This window comes from Citrobacter sp. Cpo126 (genome assembly GCF_030332445.1).
GTDB classification, from domain to species: domain Bacteria; phylum Pseudomonadota; class Gammaproteobacteria; order Enterobacterales; family Enterobacteriaceae; genus Citrobacter; species Citrobacter portucalensis.
In genome coordinates this window covers 284,022-299,228 of sequence record NZ_JAOWHT010000036.1, presented here as the reverse complement: position 1 = coordinate 299,228, position 15,207 = coordinate 284,022, and the positions used below count along the sequence as shown (strand labels likewise).

13 protein-coding genes are annotated in these 15,207 nt (G+C 52.4%); 7 read left to right on the top strand and 6 right to left on the bottom strand.

Annotated features, from left to right (window positions below):
• Positions 1–64: 64 nt before the first annotated feature.
• The 5 genes from ssuB to ssuE are packed head-to-tail and all read right to left on the bottom strand — an operon-like array spanning position 65 to position 4,315.
• Positions 65–832 carry an aliphatic sulfonates ABC transporter ATP-binding protein gene (ssuB, locus tag OGY17_RS15895; RefSeq protein ID WP_032942896.1) on the bottom strand — a complete coding sequence of 256 codons (768 nt, stop codon included), beginning with the start codon at positions 830–832 and terminating at the stop codon, positions 65–67.
• Complete coding sequence (ssuC, locus tag OGY17_RS15890) at positions 829–1,620, bottom strand: aliphatic sulfonate ABC transporter permease SsuC (RefSeq protein WP_048235702.1); 792 nt, start codon at positions 1,618–1,620, stop codon at positions 829–831. The genes ssuB and ssuC overlap by 4 nt, the downstream gene beginning before the upstream one ends.
• A gap of 10 nt (positions 1,621–1,630) precedes the next feature.
• Positions 1,631–2,776 carry an FMNH2-dependent alkanesulfonate monooxygenase gene (gene ssuD / locus OGY17_RS15885; protein ID WP_284884404.1) on the bottom strand — a complete coding sequence of 382 codons (1,146 nt, stop codon included), beginning with the start codon at positions 2,774–2,776 and terminating at the stop codon, positions 1,631–1,633.
• Positions 2,773–3,747, bottom strand: a complete 975-nt coding sequence (locus OGY17_RS15880; protein WP_100272693.1) for a sulfonate ABC transporter substrate-binding protein — start codon at positions 3,745–3,747, stop codon at positions 2,773–2,775. The genes ssuD and OGY17_RS15880 overlap by 4 nt, the downstream gene beginning before the upstream one ends.
• Complete coding sequence (ssuE, locus tag OGY17_RS15875) at positions 3,740–4,315, bottom strand: NADPH-dependent FMN reductase (protein ID WP_008784278.1); 576 nt, start codon at positions 4,313–4,315, stop codon at positions 3,740–3,742. The genes OGY17_RS15880 and ssuE overlap by 8 nt, the downstream gene beginning before the upstream one ends.
• 243 nt (positions 4,316–4,558) lie before the next feature.
• On the opposite strand from ssuE, the gene pyrD reads away from it, so the two are divergent.
• Together pyrD and zapC are read left to right on the top strand one after the other, a co-directional pair.
• Positions 4,559–5,569: a quinone-dependent dihydroorotate dehydrogenase gene (gene pyrD / locus OGY17_RS15870; RefSeq protein ID WP_003831973.1), complete on the top strand. Its 1,011-nt coding sequence runs from the start codon at positions 4,559–4,561 to the stop codon at positions 5,567–5,569.
• Between the two features lie 165 nt (positions 5,570–5,734).
• Entirely contained in the window at positions 5,735–6,277 is a 543-nt protein-coding gene (zapC, locus tag OGY17_RS15865; RefSeq protein WP_003035852.1) for a cell division protein ZapC, read from the top strand.
• Here the strand turns inward: zapC and OGY17_RS15860 are convergent.
• Complete coding sequence (locus OGY17_RS15860; protein ID WP_286607770.1) at positions 6,274–7,380, bottom strand: YcbX family protein; 1,107 nt, start codon at positions 7,378–7,380, stop codon at positions 6,274–6,276. The two genes, zapC and OGY17_RS15860, sit on opposite strands and share 4 nt — an antisense overlap.
• Positions 7,381–7,478: 98 nt before the next feature.
• Between OGY17_RS15860 and rlmKL the strand changes: the two genes are divergently transcribed.
• From rlmKL to pqiC, 5 genes are read left to right on the top strand one after another with little or no spacing between them, the layout of a single operon-like run.
• Complete coding sequence (rlmKL, locus tag OGY17_RS15855; RefSeq protein WP_003831977.1) at positions 7,479–9,587, top strand: bifunctional 23S rRNA (guanine(2069)-N(7))-methyltransferase RlmK/23S rRNA (guanine(2445)-N(2))-methyltransferase RlmL; 2,109 nt, start codon at positions 7,479–7,481, stop codon at positions 9,585–9,587.
• Between the two features lie 12 nt (positions 9,588–9,599).
• Positions 9,600–11,507 (top strand): ABC transporter ATP-binding protein, encoded by a 1,908-nt coding sequence (locus OGY17_RS15850; RefSeq protein WP_008784281.1) that lies wholly within the window; start codon positions 9,600–9,602, stop codon positions 11,505–11,507.
• 15 nt (positions 11,508–11,522) lie between these two features.
• Positions 11,523–12,776, top strand: a complete 1,254-nt coding sequence (gene pqiA, locus OGY17_RS15845; protein WP_060682458.1) for a membrane integrity-associated transporter subunit PqiA — start codon at positions 11,523–11,525, stop codon at positions 12,774–12,776.
• A gap of 4 nt (positions 12,777–12,780) precedes the next feature.
• A complete protein-coding gene (gene pqiB, locus OGY17_RS15840) occupies positions 12,781–14,421 on the top strand; it encodes an intermembrane transport protein PqiB (RefSeq protein ID WP_234102445.1) in 1,641 nt (546 codons plus the stop codon).
• Positions 14,418–14,981 (top strand): membrane integrity-associated transporter subunit PqiC, encoded by a 564-nt coding sequence (gene pqiC, locus OGY17_RS15835; protein ID WP_003035868.1) that lies wholly within the window; start codon positions 14,418–14,420, stop codon positions 14,979–14,981. The genes pqiB and pqiC overlap by 4 nt, the downstream gene beginning before the upstream one ends.
• Positions 14,982–15,207: the final 226 nt, after the last annotated feature.

Here is a 15,207-nt window from a genome sequence, read left to right as displayed (position 1 = left end):
GGCGGTAACGCCGCCATCCGGCAAAAGGCCCGGTAAGCGCTACCGGGCCTGGTTTTCTGAGCGGTTATCCATGTCGAAGGATCGGTTGTTCCGTCTCGCCGCGTTTCATAACCCGGTTCAACACTTCCGCTTCCAGATCGGCTAACCGTACCGATCCCAAACGGCGGGGGCGCTGAATATCCACCGTCAGATCCAACCCGATTTTTCCGTCCTCAATCAGCAACACGCGATCGGCCATTGCCACCGCTTCACTGACGTCATGAGTGACCAGCAGTACGGTAAAGCCGTGCTCTTGCCATAAAGAGACGATCAGATCCTGCATTTCAAGGCGGGTTAGGGCATCCAGAGCGCCGAGGGGTTCATCCAGCAGCAGCAAACCGGGGCGATGAATTAATGCCCGTGCCAGGGCTACACGCTGTTTTTGTCCACCGGACAGCGCAGCCGGCCATTCGTGAGCACGACTCTCCAGCCCAACGGCGGCCAGCGCATCTCGGGCCGCATCGCGCCACTGACCTTTCAGACCCAGGCCCACATTATCGATAACCGTCTTCCATGGCAGCAGACGCGCATCCTGGAACATCATACGCGTATCATCCTGAATTTCCGCCAGTGGGGTGGTTCCGGCAAGTAATGCGCCTGAGGTCGGCGATTCCAGCCCTGCCAGCAGACGCAGCAACGTACTTTTACCACCGCCGCTGCGGCCAACCACGGCAACAAACTGTCCGGCCGGAATATGCAAATCTAATTGATTGAGCACTGTATTGGCGGCGTATTGTTTTGTCACGGCGCTCAGCAACAGCGGTGTACCCTGGTTCAGGCGAGCGGTATTCATACGGTAGCCTCCTTTACATGGTAAGCCGGATGCCAGCGTAGCCAGACTCGCTCCAGCAATTGGGCGCTGACGTCGGCAAGTTTGCCGAGCAGGGCGTAGAGAATAATGGCCACCACGACCACATCGGTTTGCAGAAATTCGCGGGCGTTCATCGCCAGGTAACCAATACCTGCATTGGCAGAAATAGTTTCCGCCACAATCAGCGTCAGCCACATCAGCCCGAGAGCAAAACGCACGCCGACCATAATCGAGGGCAGGGCGCCGGGGAGGATCACATGAACAAACAGTGAAAAGCCGGATAATCCATAGCTGCGCGCCATTTCTACCAGCCCACGATCGATACTACGGATCCCATGCCAGGTGTTGATGTAAATTGGGAACAGCGTGCCCAACGCCACGAGAAAGATCTTGGCGGATTCATCAATGCCGAACCACAAAATCACCAGCGGGATCAGCGCCAGATGCGGTACGTTACGCAGCATCTGCACCGAGGTATCCAGCAGGCGTTCTCCCCAACGCGAAAGACCGCTGATAAGTCCCAGTGTCAGGCCAATCGATCCACCGATGGAGAATCCGATCAGCGCGCGCCAGGAACTGATGGCCAGATGCTGCCAAAGCTCGCCGCTGGCGGAAAGCGTCCAGAAAGCTTCGATAACACCTTCCGGAGAGGGCAGAATGCGAGTGGACAGCCAGCCCATTGAAGATGCGAGCTGCCAGAGCGCCACCAAACCTACCGGTAAAAACCAGGGCGCGAGGCGTAATAACCACCTGTTTTTCGGCGTTGCCATTAGCCGCTCCTTAGCTTTGCGCGACTTTGCGCGGGATAAATTCGTTTGCCACCGCTTCACCTTGTTGTTGCAGGTATTGCGGCTGCGGAATTTCCGGTATAGCAACATCCAGATGCGGGAACAGCAGCTCGCCAACCTTGTATGCCTCTTCCAGATGTGGGTATCCGGACAACACAAAGCTGTCGATTCCCAGCGCGGCATACTCGTTGATACGCGCCGCGACAGTCGGACCATCTCCGACCAGCGCGGTACCCGCGCCACCGCGTACCAGTCCAACGCCTGCCCACAGGTTCGGACTAATTTCCAGTTTGTCGCGATTACCATTGTGCAGTGCAGCCATTCGCTGCTGACCAACCGAATCCGTTCTTGAGAAGGCGGCCTGGGCTTTGGCAATGGTGTCGTCATCAAGGTGGGCTATCAGACGATCCGCTGCCTGCCACGCCTCGTGGGTTGTCTCCCGTACGATCACATGCAGACGAATACCAAAGCGGATCTTGCGCCCGAGCGCCGCTGCTTTGGCCCGCACCTGTTCAATCTTCGCTTTCACCTGTTCCGGCGGCTCGCCCCAGGTCAGATAGAGATCAACCTGCTCGGCAGCAAGGTCTTGTGCGACATCAGACGAGCCGCCGAAATAAAGTGGTGGCCGGGGTTGTTGAACGGGAGGGAAAAGCAGCTTCGCGCCGCGGACATGAATATGTTTGCCGTTGAAATCCACCGTTTCACCTTGCAGCAAGCGCCGCCAGACCTGAGTAAATTCAGCAGAGGCTTCATATCGTTCTGTGTGATCGAGGAACACGCCGTCACCTGCCAGCTCCTGCGGATCGCTGCCGGTCACCAGGTTAAATAACGCCCGGCCATTTGAGAGTCTGTCGAGCGTCGCAGCCTGACGTGCGGCAACCGTTGGCGAGGTGACGCTTGGGCGCAGCGCGACCAGAAACTTTAATCTCTGGGTGACCGGGATCATCGAAGCGGCGACCAGCCAGGCATCTTCGCAAGAGCGACCGGTTGGGATCAGGACGCCGGTAAATCCAAGACGATCGGCCGTTTGCGCGATTTGTTGCAGATAACTGTGATCGACCGGGCGCGAACCTTCTTCCGTTCCAAGATAATGACCGTCACCGTGGGTGGGTAAAAACCAGAACATATTCAGACTCATAATTTTTCTCCTGCCTGCTGAGTGGGTTGCCAGATACGCTGGCGAATATCGATTTTTTTCGGCACCAAACGGTTGTCATAAAACAGATCGGCGGTTTGTTGTTGCAGGGCAGCAACAGAGGCGTTGACTGGCACAATGGTGGTTGGCGGACGGTGATCCAGATAAGACGCAATCACCGGTTCGGGCAGCCCCATGGTTTTGGCCAGCAGGGTAATGCTTTGCTGGCGCTGACTGAGCGTTAACGCATCGGCCTGGCTAAAGGTATCCAGTACGCCAAGTACAAAAGCGCCATTTTTCTCGGCATAAGGACGGGCGGCGAGATAAAACGAACCGGTTTGCTTGAGGTCTGAGCCGTCCTTCAGTACGCGTACATCACCTTGCAGTAACGCGGCGGAATAATAGGGATCCCAGATAGCCCACGCATCCACGTTTCCTTGCTGAAAGGCCGCTCGCGCATCGGCGGGAGTCAGATACGTTGGTTGAATATCGGTAAATTTCAGTCCGGCCTGTTGCAGCGCCCGGAGCAGTAAATTGTGGGCGCTGGAGCCTTTCTGGAAGGCGACTTTATGTCCTTTAAGCTGCGCGACGCTCTGGATCGGGCTATTTTTTGGCACCAGAATCACTTCGGCTTTTGGTTTAGGCGGTTCAACGCCCACGTAAACCAGATCGGCTCCGGCGGCCTGGGCGAAAATCGGCGGAATGTCACCGGTACTGCCGAGATCGATACTGCCGATATTGAGTGCTTCCAGCATTTGCGGCCCAGCCGGGAATTCAACCCACGAGATTTTGGTCTGCGGGTAGCGTTTCTCCAGTAGCTGATGGCTTTTAGCCAGCACCATACTGACGCTTCCTTTTTGATAACCAATGCGCAGGGCATCGGGGGCCGATTCTGCGGCATGCCCCAGGGTTGACAGTGACAACAGCCCGGTCAGTGCCAGCCAGGACGTGTGACGCTTGAGAAGATCAAGCATGGGCGGCACCTCGCAGGGTGTTCAGTTGAGGGAGTTGGATATCGCGACGATGCAACGCCAGCCAGAAGGTGTCGAGCGCACTGTCCAGACGCTGCTGCAGGTTGGGCGTAAACTGCGGTTTATGTTGATAATCGATGACCTGTGAATCATCAGCAAACACACCGTGCAGGATCTCCTGAGCTTTTAACGCGCTCAGGACCGGTTTCAGGGCGTAATCGACGGCCAGTAAATGCGCTACGCTGCCGCCGGTCGCCAGCGGCAAAACCACTTTTCCTTCCAGCGCCCGCTCGGGGAGCAAATCGAGCAGCGTTTTCAGTGCGCCAGAGTAAGCGGCTTTATAGACCGGGGTTGCGACAATCAGCCCGTCAGCATCCTGCAGTTGTTCGATAAATGTGTTCAGCGCCGGACTGTCGAAACGGGCATAGATCAGGTCTTCCGGGGTAAAGTTGTGCAGATTCCAGTGAAAGATTTCGACATCCTGATCGTTTAGTTTTTCTCGGGCATATTCCAGTAACGCACTGGAGCGAGAAGGAAAGCGAGGGCTCCCCGCCAGAGTGATGACGCGCATAATTTCATTCTCCCCTTATAACTAATTGTTTGCTTTTGGTTAACATTGATAACAATTTGAGCAGTCTGGCAGAGAGATTTTGTTTATCGAAATGATTTATACGGCATAGAAAAGTTGGAAATTGAATAAAAAGGCAGAGGCGAGGAAAACGATTGCTATTTATTGCCGCAGGTCAATTCCCTTTTTGCTCGCGATCGCACATAATACGCCCCCGGTTTGCACACCGGGAATCCAGGAGAGTTCATGTACTACCCCTTCGTTCGTAAAGCCCTTTTTCAGCTCGATCCAGAGCGCGCTCATGAATTGACATTCCAGCAATTACGTCGCATTACCGGCACACCGCTTGAAGCGCTTGTGCGCCAGAAAGTACCGGCAAAACCGGTTACCTGTATGGGGTTGACGTTTAAAAATCCGCTCGGGCTTGCTGCCGGACTGGATAAAGACGGGGAGTGCATTGATGCGCTCGGCGCGATGGGATTTGGTTCCATTGAGATTGGTACCGTGACGCCACGCCCTCAGCCGGGTAACGATAAACCGCGTCTGTTCCGTCTGGTCGATGCAGAAGGTTTGATCAACCGCATGGGGTTTAATAACCACGGGGTTGATAACCTGGTTGAGAACGTTAAAAAATCGCATTTCGACGGTATTCTGGGTATTAATATTGGTAAGAACAAAGATACCCCAGTAGAGAACGGCAAAGATGACTATCTGATTTGTATGGAAAAAGTCTATGCTTATGCTGGTTATATCGCGATTAATATCTCTTCGCCTAATACGCCGGGATTACGTACGCTGCAATACGGCGAGGCGCTGGACGATCTCCTGACGGCAATTAAAAATAAGCAAAACGATCTGCAAGCGATCCACCATAAATATGTTCCGGTGGCGGTAAAGATCGCGCCGGATCTTTCTGTGGAAGAACTGATCCAGGTCGCCGATAGTTTAGTTCGTCATAATATTGATGGCGTAATTGCGACTAACACCACCCTCGATCGTTCTCTTGTTCAGGGAATGAAAAATTGCGATCAAATGGGTGGTCTGAGCGGTCGACCGTTGCAATTAAAAAGTACAGAAATTATTCGCCAGTTGTCTCAGGAATTAAAAGGTCAGCTGCCGATTATTGGCGTTGGTGGTATCGACTCGGTGATTGCTGCACGTGAGAAAATAGCTGCTGGTGCAACCCTCGTACAGATTTATTCGGGCTTTATTTTTAAAGGTCCGCCGTTGATAAAAGAAATCGTCAGCAATATCTGAATGCTACCTTAATCACAAACCAGGGCTTTATTTCTAGCCCTGGTTGTTTTATATTCCTTTACTGTTGCTTATTTAAACATTCTGAGCTTTTATTATTAGGGCAATAAACGAAGCGGCAAAAGGATACTGTCGTAACGGTGATGATTAAGGAAAGGAGAGAAACTGATGCGAATTAAACCCGACGATAACTGGCGCTGGTATTATGATGAAGAGCACGATCGTATGATGCTCGATTTAGCCAATGGCATGTTATTCCGTTCGCGTTTTGCTCGTAAAATGCTCACTCCTGATGCATTTTCTCCGTCAGGTTTTTGTGTTGATGACGCCGCGCTTTATTTTTCCTTTGAAGAAAAATGTCGCTACCTGGATTTAGCCAAAGAACAAAAAGCGGAACTGGTGCTTAATGCGCTGGTGGCGATTCGTTATCTCAAACCGCAAATGCCAAAAAGCTGGCACTTTGTCGCACACGGTATTAACTGGTCGCCGGTCGTGGGTGACGCAGCCTGTGTTGATTTAAGCGATACCGATGAACAGGTAAACCTGTTAGTGGTTGAACCGGGTGAAAACGCCGCGCTTTGCCTGCTTGCGCAACCTGGCGTGGTTATCGCCGGGCGTACGATGCAGCTTGGCGATGCGATTAAAATAATGAATGACAGGCTGAAACCGCAGGCCGTTGTTGACAGTTTCAGCCTTGAGCAGGCGGTTTAGCTCTCCAGCCTGATTGCCGTTTTGGGAACACAGCTACAGCACAGAATCGTTCCGTCGTCCCCCATCGCTGATTTCTTCAACGGGCTAACTTCGCCTTCTACCAGTCGAATTCGACAGCATCCGCAAATGCCTGCCCGGCATGAATAGGGAACCCGGATACCCTGGTTTTCCAACTGCTCAAGCAATACCTGCTGATTATTTCCGCGAAAGGTCTGTCCCTGCCAGTCAATAAGCAACGTGGCATCAGGTTGTTGTTCGGGTGTAGTTTCGTCTGATTCAGCCGCGCCGTACGCTCTGGCGGGGCCGGTTGCCAAAATTTCTACCTCATCGCCGACGCGAATAACGCCACTGTTACGCGCGATAAGATTCTGACCGAAATCGACATCGCCGTTATCTACCGCAGTGCGGAAGGTTTGCAATGTAGCAAGCGGTTCACCGGATGGATGTTTCTGGCCTTTTTCCGGGCTAACTGTCGTGAAAATACAGCGGCTACAGGGTTTTGCTACATCAAAAATGACGTCGCCAATACGAATCACTTTCCAGGTATCTTCTTCCCAGGCACCAGCTCCCGAAACTACTATATTGGGGCGAAACTGTTCCATTTTGACGCTTGCCGGACAGCGCTGTTGCAGATCGCGCAGGGATGCTTCGTTGGCCAGCAGATAGGGATAACCATCAGCGAAGGATAAAGGAACATCAACATGGCGTTTTACACGGCGCGTCAGCTGCGGGCCGACCCAGCGTAACTGCACGTTACGGGAGAAAAAGCCGCTAAGCCACTGATTGATAGCCGCTGGCGCAATACGCGCGGTAAAATGGTTTCCCCATACTTCCGTCGGCGCATCCTGGCTAGCGAAATCGGCAAATCGCACGAGCGCGCTGCTGCCATCTGGAGCTGTAAGATGCAGCCCATCGTGGAATGGGGAAGGCGTAAAACGGACCATTTGTGGGAACTGGCGGGCAGTTATGAACGTTCCGTCAGGTTCAGTGATCATAAATATGCGATCAAAGGCGAGACCGCTAATATCTGCCAGGGCATGCGTAAGCCCAATGCCGCGCATTGATTTAACCGGATGAATAAAAAGTCGGGTTAACGTGACCACTGTACAGCCCCTCGAATGAAAATAAGCCTTCAACTTTATGACATACAGCCCATATTAGCTATAATGCGCAGCAATTTTCTTGGAGTAAAAGTGACATTATGAATTCTCTGTTTGCCAGTACGGCCCGCGGGCTGGAAGAGCTGTTAAAAACTGAACTGGAAAACCTCGGCGCGCTGGAGTGTCAGGTCGTTCAGGGTGGGGTCCATTTTAAGGGCGACACGCGGCTTGTTTACCAGAGCCTGATGTGGAGCCGCCTGGCCTCGCGCATTATCCTGCCGATGGGAGAGTGCAAGGTCTACAGCGATCTTGATCTGTACCTCGGCGTTCAGGCAATCGACTGGACAGAGATATTTAACCCTGGTGCTACGTTTGCCGTCCATTTTAGCGGACTGAACGAGACCATTCGTAACAGCCAGTACGGCGCACTGAAGGTCAAGGATGCGATTGTCGATGCCTTTACCCGCAAAAATATGCCGCGTCCGAATGTGGATCGTGAATCTCCGGATCTGCGCATCAACGTCTGGTTGAACAAAGATACTGCCAGCATTGCGCTCGATCTGAGCGGTGACGGTTTGCATCAGCGTGGCTATCGCGATCGCGCGGGTCAGGCACCGATTAAAGAGACGCTGGCCGCGGCAATTGTTATGCGTTCTGGCTGGCAGCCGGGAACCCCGTTACTCGATCCGATGTGTGGTTCCGGCACGCTGCTGATTGAAGCGGCAATGTGGGCGACCGATCGCGCGCCGGGTCTGCACCGTGGATACTGGGGCTTCAGCGGTTGGGCGCAACACGACGAAGCTGTCTGGCAAGAAGTTAAAGCCGAAGCGCAGGTGCGTGCGCGTAAGGGACTGGCTGACTATACCTCGCATTTTTATGGATCCGATAGCGATGCGCGCGTGATTGAAAAAGCGCGTAGTAATGCTCGCCGCGCCGGTATCGCCGATCTGATGACGTTTGACGTGAAAGATGTCGCCAAACTGAGCAATCCGCTGCCGAAAGGACCGTATGGGACAGTTATCAGTAACCCGCCTTACGGCGAACGTCTGGATAGCGAACCGGCGCTGATTGCCCTGCACAGCCTGCTGGGCCGTACGATGAAAAACCAGTTTGGCGGCTGGAATTTGTCGCTGTTCAGCGCCTCGCCGGATCTGCTCAGCAGCCTGCAATTACGTGCCGACAAGCAGTTCAAAGCGAAAAACGGCCCGCTGGATTGTGTGCAGAAGAATTATCACGTTGCAGAGACCACTGCGGACAGCAAGCCGGCTACGGTAGCGGAAGATTATGCCAACCGCCTGCGCAAGAATATTAAGAAGCTGGAAAAATGGGCGCGTCAGGAAGGCATTGAATGCTATCGCCTGTATGACGCTGACCTGCCGGAATACAACGTTGCAGTAGATCGTTACGGTGATTGGGTCGTGGTTCAGGAATACGCACCGCCGAAGACGGTTGATGCGCAAAAAGCACGTCAACGCTTGTTCGACATCATTGCCGCCACGCTGTCAGTACTGGAAATCGCGCCAAACAAACTGGTGCTGAAAACCCGTGAGCGTCAGAAAGGCAAGAATCAGTATCAGAAGATGAATGAGAAGGGTGAATTCATTGAGGTAAGCGAGTACAACGCGCGCCTGTGGGTTAACCTGACTGACTACCTTGATACGGGTTTATTCCTCGATCACCGTATTGCGCGCCGCATGCTGGGGCAGATGAGTAAAGGTAAGGACTTCCTCAACCTGTTTTCCTACACCGGTAGCGCCAGCGTACATGCAGGATTGGGCGGCGCGCGTAGCACCACGACGGTCGATATGTCGCGTACCTATCTGGAATGGGCGGAACGTAACCTGCGCCTGAACGGATTGAGCGGTCGCGCTCATCGTTTAATTCAGGCCGATTGCCTGGGCTGGCTGCGTGATGCGAATGAACAGTTTGATCTGATTTTCATCGACCCGCCGACGTTCTCTAACTCAAAACGTATGGAAGATTCGTTTGATGTGCAGCGCGATCATCTGGCGCTGATGAAAGATCTGAAACGTCTACTGCGTAAAGACGGCACGATCATGTTCTCCAACAACAAACGTGGGTTCCGTATGGATCTCGACGGTTTGGCTGAACTGGGATTGAAAGCACAAGAAATTACCCAAAAAACGCTTTCCCAGGATTTTGCCCGTAACCGTCAGATCCACAATTGCTGGCTGATTACCGCAGCCTGAAAGGATAAATAAATGTCATTGATCAGTATGCATGGTGCATGGCTGTCGTTCAGCGATGCGCCACTTCTTGATAATGCAGAACTGCATATCGAAGATAACGAACGCGTCTGTTTGGTTGGCCGTAACGGCGCAGGTAAATCGACGCTGATGAAGATCCTGAACCGTGAGCAGGGGCTTGACGACGGGCGTATCATTTATGAGCAGGATCTGGTTGTGGCGCGTCTGCAACAGGATCCGCCGCGTAATGTTGAAGGCAGCGTGTATGATTTCGTTGCCGAGGGTATCGAAGAACAGGCCGAGTATCTCAAACGTTATCACGATATTTCGCGTCTGGTGATGACTGATCCGAGCGACAGAAATCTGAATGAGATGGCGCGGGTTCAGGAAATGCTCGATCATCACAATCTGTGGCAGCTCGAAAGCCGTATTAATGAAGTGCTGGAGCAGTTGGGGCTGGATCCAAACGCCGCACTTTCTTCGCTTTCAGGCGGTTGGCTGCGTAAAGCGGCGCTGGGCCGCGCGTTAGTGAGCAATCCGCGTGTACTGCTGCTGGATGAACCAACAAACCACCTGGATATTGAAACCATCGACTGGCTGGAAGGGTTCCTGAAATCTTTCAATGGGACAATCATCTTCATTTCCCACGACCGTTCGTTTATACGCAATATGGCGACGCGTATCGTCGACCTCGATCGTGGCAAGCTGGTGACCTACCCGGGGAATTACGATCAGTATCTGCTGGAAAAAGAAGAAGCGCTGCGCGTAGAAGAGTTACAAAATGCAGAGTTTGACCGCAAGCTGGCGCAGGAAGAGGTCTGGATCCGTCAGGGGATCAAAGCGCGCCGTACCCGTAATGAAGGCCGCGTGCGCGCACTGAAAGCCATGCGTCGCGAGCGTGGCGAACGCCGCGAAGTGATGGGCACGGCGAAGATGCAGGTCGAAGAGGCGAGCCGTTCAGGCAAGATTGTTTTCGAAATGGAGAACGTGGATTACCAGGTTGATGGTAAGCAGCTGGTAAAAGATTTCTCCGCACAGGTACAACGTAGCGACAAAATTGCGCTAATCGGACCGAACGGCTGCGGCAAAACAACGCTGCTGAAGCTGATGTTAGGCCAGCTTCAGGCTGACAGTGGACGCATTCACGTCGGCACCAAGCTGGAAGTGGCCTATTTCGATCAGCACCGCGCCGAACTGGATCCAGATAAAACCGTGATGGACAACCTGGCTGAAGGTAAGCAAGAGGTGATGGTTAACGGTAAACCTCGCCATGTGCTGGGTTATCTGCAGGACTTCCTGTTCCATCCGAAACGCGCGATGACGCCAGTGCGAGCGCTCTCTGGTGGGGAACGAAATCGCCTGCTGTTGGCGCGTCTTTTTCTGAAACCCAGCAATCTTTTGATTCTCGATGAACCAACGAACGATCTTGACGTCGAAACGCTGGAACTGCTTGAAGAACTAATTGATAGCTATCAGGGGACTGTACTGCTGGTAAGCCACGACCGTCAGTTTGTGGATAATACTGTAACTGAATGCTGGATCTTCGAGGGCGGTGGTAAAATTGGTCGTTATGTCGGCGGTTATCATGACGCGCGCAGCCAGCAATCTCAGTATGTGGCGTTTAAACAACCGGTCGCGAAAAAAACAGAGGAAGCTGTTGCTCCTAAAGCAGAAATTGTCAAACGTGGTACGAGCAAACTAAGCTATAAACTGCAGCGCGAACTGGAGCAGCTCCCCGCTCAGCTTGAAGAACTGGAAGCTAAACTGGAAAGACTGCAAGCGCAGGTTGCTGACGCCGCTTTTTTCAGTCAGCCACATGAGCAAACACAGCAGGTATTAGCTAATCTGAACGAAGCGGAACAAGAACTTGAGCAAGCCTTTGAGCGCTGGGAGTATCTTGAGTCTTTGAAGAACGGCGCATAATTTAAAGGAGCACATATGTGCGAACATCACCATGCCGCGAAGCATATTTTGTGCTCGCAGTGTGACATGCTGGTGGCGTTACCTCGCCTTGAGCATGGTCAGAAAGCGGCATGTCCACGATGTGGCACTACGTTAACGGTTGAGTGGGACGCGCCGCGGCAGCGTCCTACCGCCTATGTATTAGCAGCATTGTTCATGCTGCTTCTGTCAAATCTCTTCCCCTTTGTGAATATGAACGTCGCAGGGGTGAGCAGCGAAGTGACGTTGCTGGAGATCCCCAGCGTTCTCTTTTCTGAAGACTACGCCAGTCTCGGCACCTTCTTTTTATTATTCGTGCAGTTGGTCCCCGCGTTTTGCCTGCTGACTATCTTGCTGCTGGTGAATCGGGTGCAGATGCCCGCCAGACTTAAGGCGGGTCTTGCACGCGTCCTGTTCCAGTTAAAAAGCTGGGGGATGGCGGAAATCTTCCTCGCTGGCGTGCTGGTCAGCTTCGTTAAGCTTATGGCTTACGGCGATATTGGCGTGGGCAGCAGCTTTATTCCGTGGTGCTTCTTTTGCGTTTTGCAACTGCGCGCATTCCAGTGCGTTGACCGTCGCTGGCTGTGGGATGATATTGCGCCAATGCCAGCGATTAAGCAGGAGTTAAAACCAGGTGTGCCCGGCATTCGACAGGGACTGCGTTCCTGCTCTTGCTGCACCGCGATTCTTCCCGCTGATGAACGGGTGTGTCCGCGCTGCCAGACGAAAGGCTATGTGCGGCGTAAAAACAGTCTGCAATGGACGTTGGCATTACTGTTCACGTCGATCATGCTTTATCTTCCTGCCAATATTTTGCCGATTATGATTACCGATCTGCTCGGGTCAAAGCTGCCATCAACGATACTTGAGGGGGTGGTTTTAATCTGGAGCGAAGGCTCTTATCCGGTGGCTGCGGTTATTTTTATCGCCAGTATTATGGTGCCGACGTTGAAAATGATCGCCATTGCCTGGCTATGTTGGGATGCCAAAGGGCACGGCAAACGCGACAGCGAACGTATGCACCTGATTTATGAAGTTGTGGAATTTGTCGGTCGCTGGTCAATGATCGACGTCTTTGTGATTGCGGTACTCTCTGCGCTGGTACGCATGGGAGGGTTAATGAACATTTATCCTGCAATGGGTGCTTTGATGTTTGCTTTAGTCGTCATTATGACAATGTTTTCTGCGATGACATTTGATCCGCGTCTGTCGTGGGACCGTGAACCAGAACCAGGCCATGAGGAGTCCTGACAGCATGGAATCTAAAAGTGGGGAAGCCAAAGTGCAAAAGGTAAAAAACTGGTCGCCCGTGTGGATATTCCCTATCGTCACTGCACTCATTGGCGCGTGGGTACTGTTTTATCACTACAGTCATCAGGGGCCACAGGTCACGCTGATTACCACCAATGCCGAAGGTATTGAAGGGGGCAAAACGACGATTAAGAGCCGCAGCGTGGATGTCGGTATCGTCGAGAGCGCAACCCTGACTGATGATTTGACCCATGTGGAGATTAAAGCGCGTCTTAACTCCGGAATGGAAAAGCTGCTGCATAAAGATTCTGTCTTTTGGGTGGTGAAGCCGCAGGTTGGACGTGAAGGTATCAGTGGGCTCGGCACGTTATTGTCCGGGGCTTATATTGAACTGCAGCCCGGCAATAAAGGCAGTAAGCTGGAAAATTACCAACTGCTGGATTCACCGCCGCTGGCTCCGCCAGATGCAAAAGGGATCCGTGTGATTCTGGACAGTAAAAAAGCCGGTCAGTTGAGCCCAGGCGATCCGGTGCTTTTCCGCGGCTATCGTGTGGGCTCGGTTGAAACCAGCACGTTTGATGCGCAAAAGCGTACGATCAGCTATCAGCTTTTCATCAATGCGCCTAATGATCGTCTGGTGACCAGCAATGTACGTTTCTGGAAAGACAGCGGGATCGCCGTAGATCTTACCTCAGCAGGTATGCGCGTAGAAATGGGATCGCTCTCCACGCTGTTTGGCGGTGGTGTAAGTTTTGATGTGCCCGAAGGGCTGGAACAAGGTCAACCGGTTGAGCAGCAGGCCTCATTTAACCTCTATGACGATCAAAAAAGTATTCAGGATTCCCTGTATACCGATCATATTGATTATCTGATGTTCTTTAAAGATTCGATTCGTGGCCTACAGCCTGGTGCACCGCTGGAATTCCGTGGCATCCGCTTGGGTACGGTGAGTAAAGTACCTTTCTTCTCACCGAATATGCGTCAGGTATTTAACAATGATTACCGCATTCCGGTGCTGGTGCGTATTGAACCTGAACGTCTGAAGGCACAGCTGGGAGAAGATACCGATGTTGGCGCTCATCTGGCGGAATTGCTTAAACGCGGATTACGGGCATCGCTGAAAACCGGGAACCTGGTGACCGGCGCGCTGTATGTCGATCTCGACTTCTACCCGAAAGAGCCGCCGATTACCGGTGTACGCGAATTCAATGGTTATCAAATTATTCCGACCGTGAGCGGTGGTCTGGCGCAGATCCAACAGCGTCTGATGGAAGCGTTGGATAAGATTAACAATCTGCCGCTGAACCCGATGATTGAGCAGGCAACCAATACGCTGTCGGAAAGCCAGCGCACAATGAAACATCTGCAAACCACGCTGGATAACATGAACAAGATCACGTCCAGCCAGTCGATGCAGGATCTGCCGGCGGATATGCAAAACACGCTACGTGAACTGAATCGTAGTATGCAGGGCTTCCAGCCTGGTTCCGCGGCCTACAACAAGATGGTGGCGGATATGCAGCGTCTTGATCAGGTACTGCGTGAACTGCAACCGGTACTGAAAACGTTGAACGATAAGAGTAATGCGCTGGTATTTGAAGCGAAGGACAAAAAAGATCCAGAGCCGAAGAGGGCGAAACAATGAAAAAGTGGCTAGTGGTGATGATGGCGGTCTGGCTGACGTCATGCAGCTCCAGCGGAGAAAATAAAAGCTATTACCAGCTCCCTATCGCACAAGGCGGAGTGCAGAGCTCTGCCAATCAGGGAAACCGTCTGCTGTGGGTTGAACAGATTGCGGTACCTGATTATCTGGCCGGTAATGGGGTGGTTTACCAGACCAGCGATGTGCAATATGTGATAGCAAATAATAATCTCTGGGCCAGCCCATTAGATCAGCAATTGCGCAATACACTGGTTGCGAACCTCAGTATGCAGTTGCCTGGCTGGGTTGTCGCTTCACAACCGCTTGGAAGCACTCAGGATACGCTGAACGTTACCGTAACCGGCTTCCACGGTCGGTACGATGGTAAGGTTATTGTGAGCGGTGAATGGTTGCTGAATCATCAGGGACAACTGATCAAACGTCCATTCCACATCGAAGCTGTACAGACCAAAGACGGCTACGATGAGATGGTGAAGGTTCTAGCCAATGCCTGGAGTCAGGAAGCGACGGCCATTGCTCAAGAGCTGAAACGCATCCCTTAAGCTTAAATAATTGTAAATTATGCCGCCCCTGGTTCATTGCCCGGGGCGGTTTTTTTATTTTTTTAGCCGTGAAGATAGCTGTTCTGACTGACTATTTTTGTACAAATGATTTAGAGGCTAGCTCACAAATATGACACTGGCGTGAATTTTGCGCATTGACGAGCCTGATGTTTAGGGGTATTCGTTTAGTGTGATTGCACACTTAGTAATCACTGTTTTCTTTTCC

Excerpts from the sequence above, each read along its gene's own strand:
- pqiC (WP_003035868.1), top strand. The coding sequence starts at position 14,418 with ATGAAAAAGTGGCTAGTGGTGATGATGGCGGTCTGGCTGACGTCATGC.
- ssuE (WP_008784278.1), bottom strand. The coding sequence starts at position 4,315 with ATGCGCGTCATCACTCTGGCGGGGAGCCCTCGCTTTCCTTCTCGCTCC.
- ssuB (WP_032942896.1), bottom strand. The coding sequence starts at position 832 with ATGAATACCGCTCGCCTGAACCAGGGTACACCGCTGTTGCTGAGCGCC.
- OGY17_RS15880 (WP_100272693.1), bottom strand. The coding sequence starts at position 3,747 with ATGCTTGATCTTCTCAAGCGTCACACGTCCTGGCTGGCACTGACCGGG.
- OGY17_RS15850 (WP_008784281.1), top strand. The coding sequence starts at position 9,600 with ATGTCATTGATCAGTATGCATGGTGCATGGCTGTCGTTCAGCGATGCG.
- rlmKL (WP_003831977.1), top strand. The coding sequence starts at position 7,479 with ATGAATTCTCTGTTTGCCAGTACGGCCCGCGGGCTGGAAGAGCTGTTA.
- pqiA (WP_060682458.1), top strand. The coding sequence starts at position 11,523 with ATGTGCGAACATCACCATGCCGCGAAGCATATTTTGTGCTCGCAGTGT.
- ssuC (WP_048235702.1), bottom strand. The coding sequence starts at position 1,620 with ATGGCAACGCCGAAAAACAGGTGGTTATTACGCCTCGCGCCCTGGTTT.
- zapC (WP_003035852.1), top strand. The coding sequence starts at position 5,735 with ATGCGAATTAAACCCGACGATAACTGGCGCTGGTATTATGATGAAGAG.
- ssuD (WP_284884404.1), bottom strand. The coding sequence starts at position 2,776 with ATGAGTCTGAATATGTTCTGGTTTTTACCCACCCACGGTGACGGTCAT.
- pyrD (WP_003831973.1), top strand. The coding sequence starts at position 4,559 with ATGTACTACCCCTTCGTTCGTAAAGCCCTTTTTCAGCTCGATCCAGAG.
- pqiB (WP_234102445.1), top strand. The coding sequence starts at position 12,781 with ATGGAATCTAAAAGTGGGGAAGCCAAAGTGCAAAAGGTAAAAAACTGG.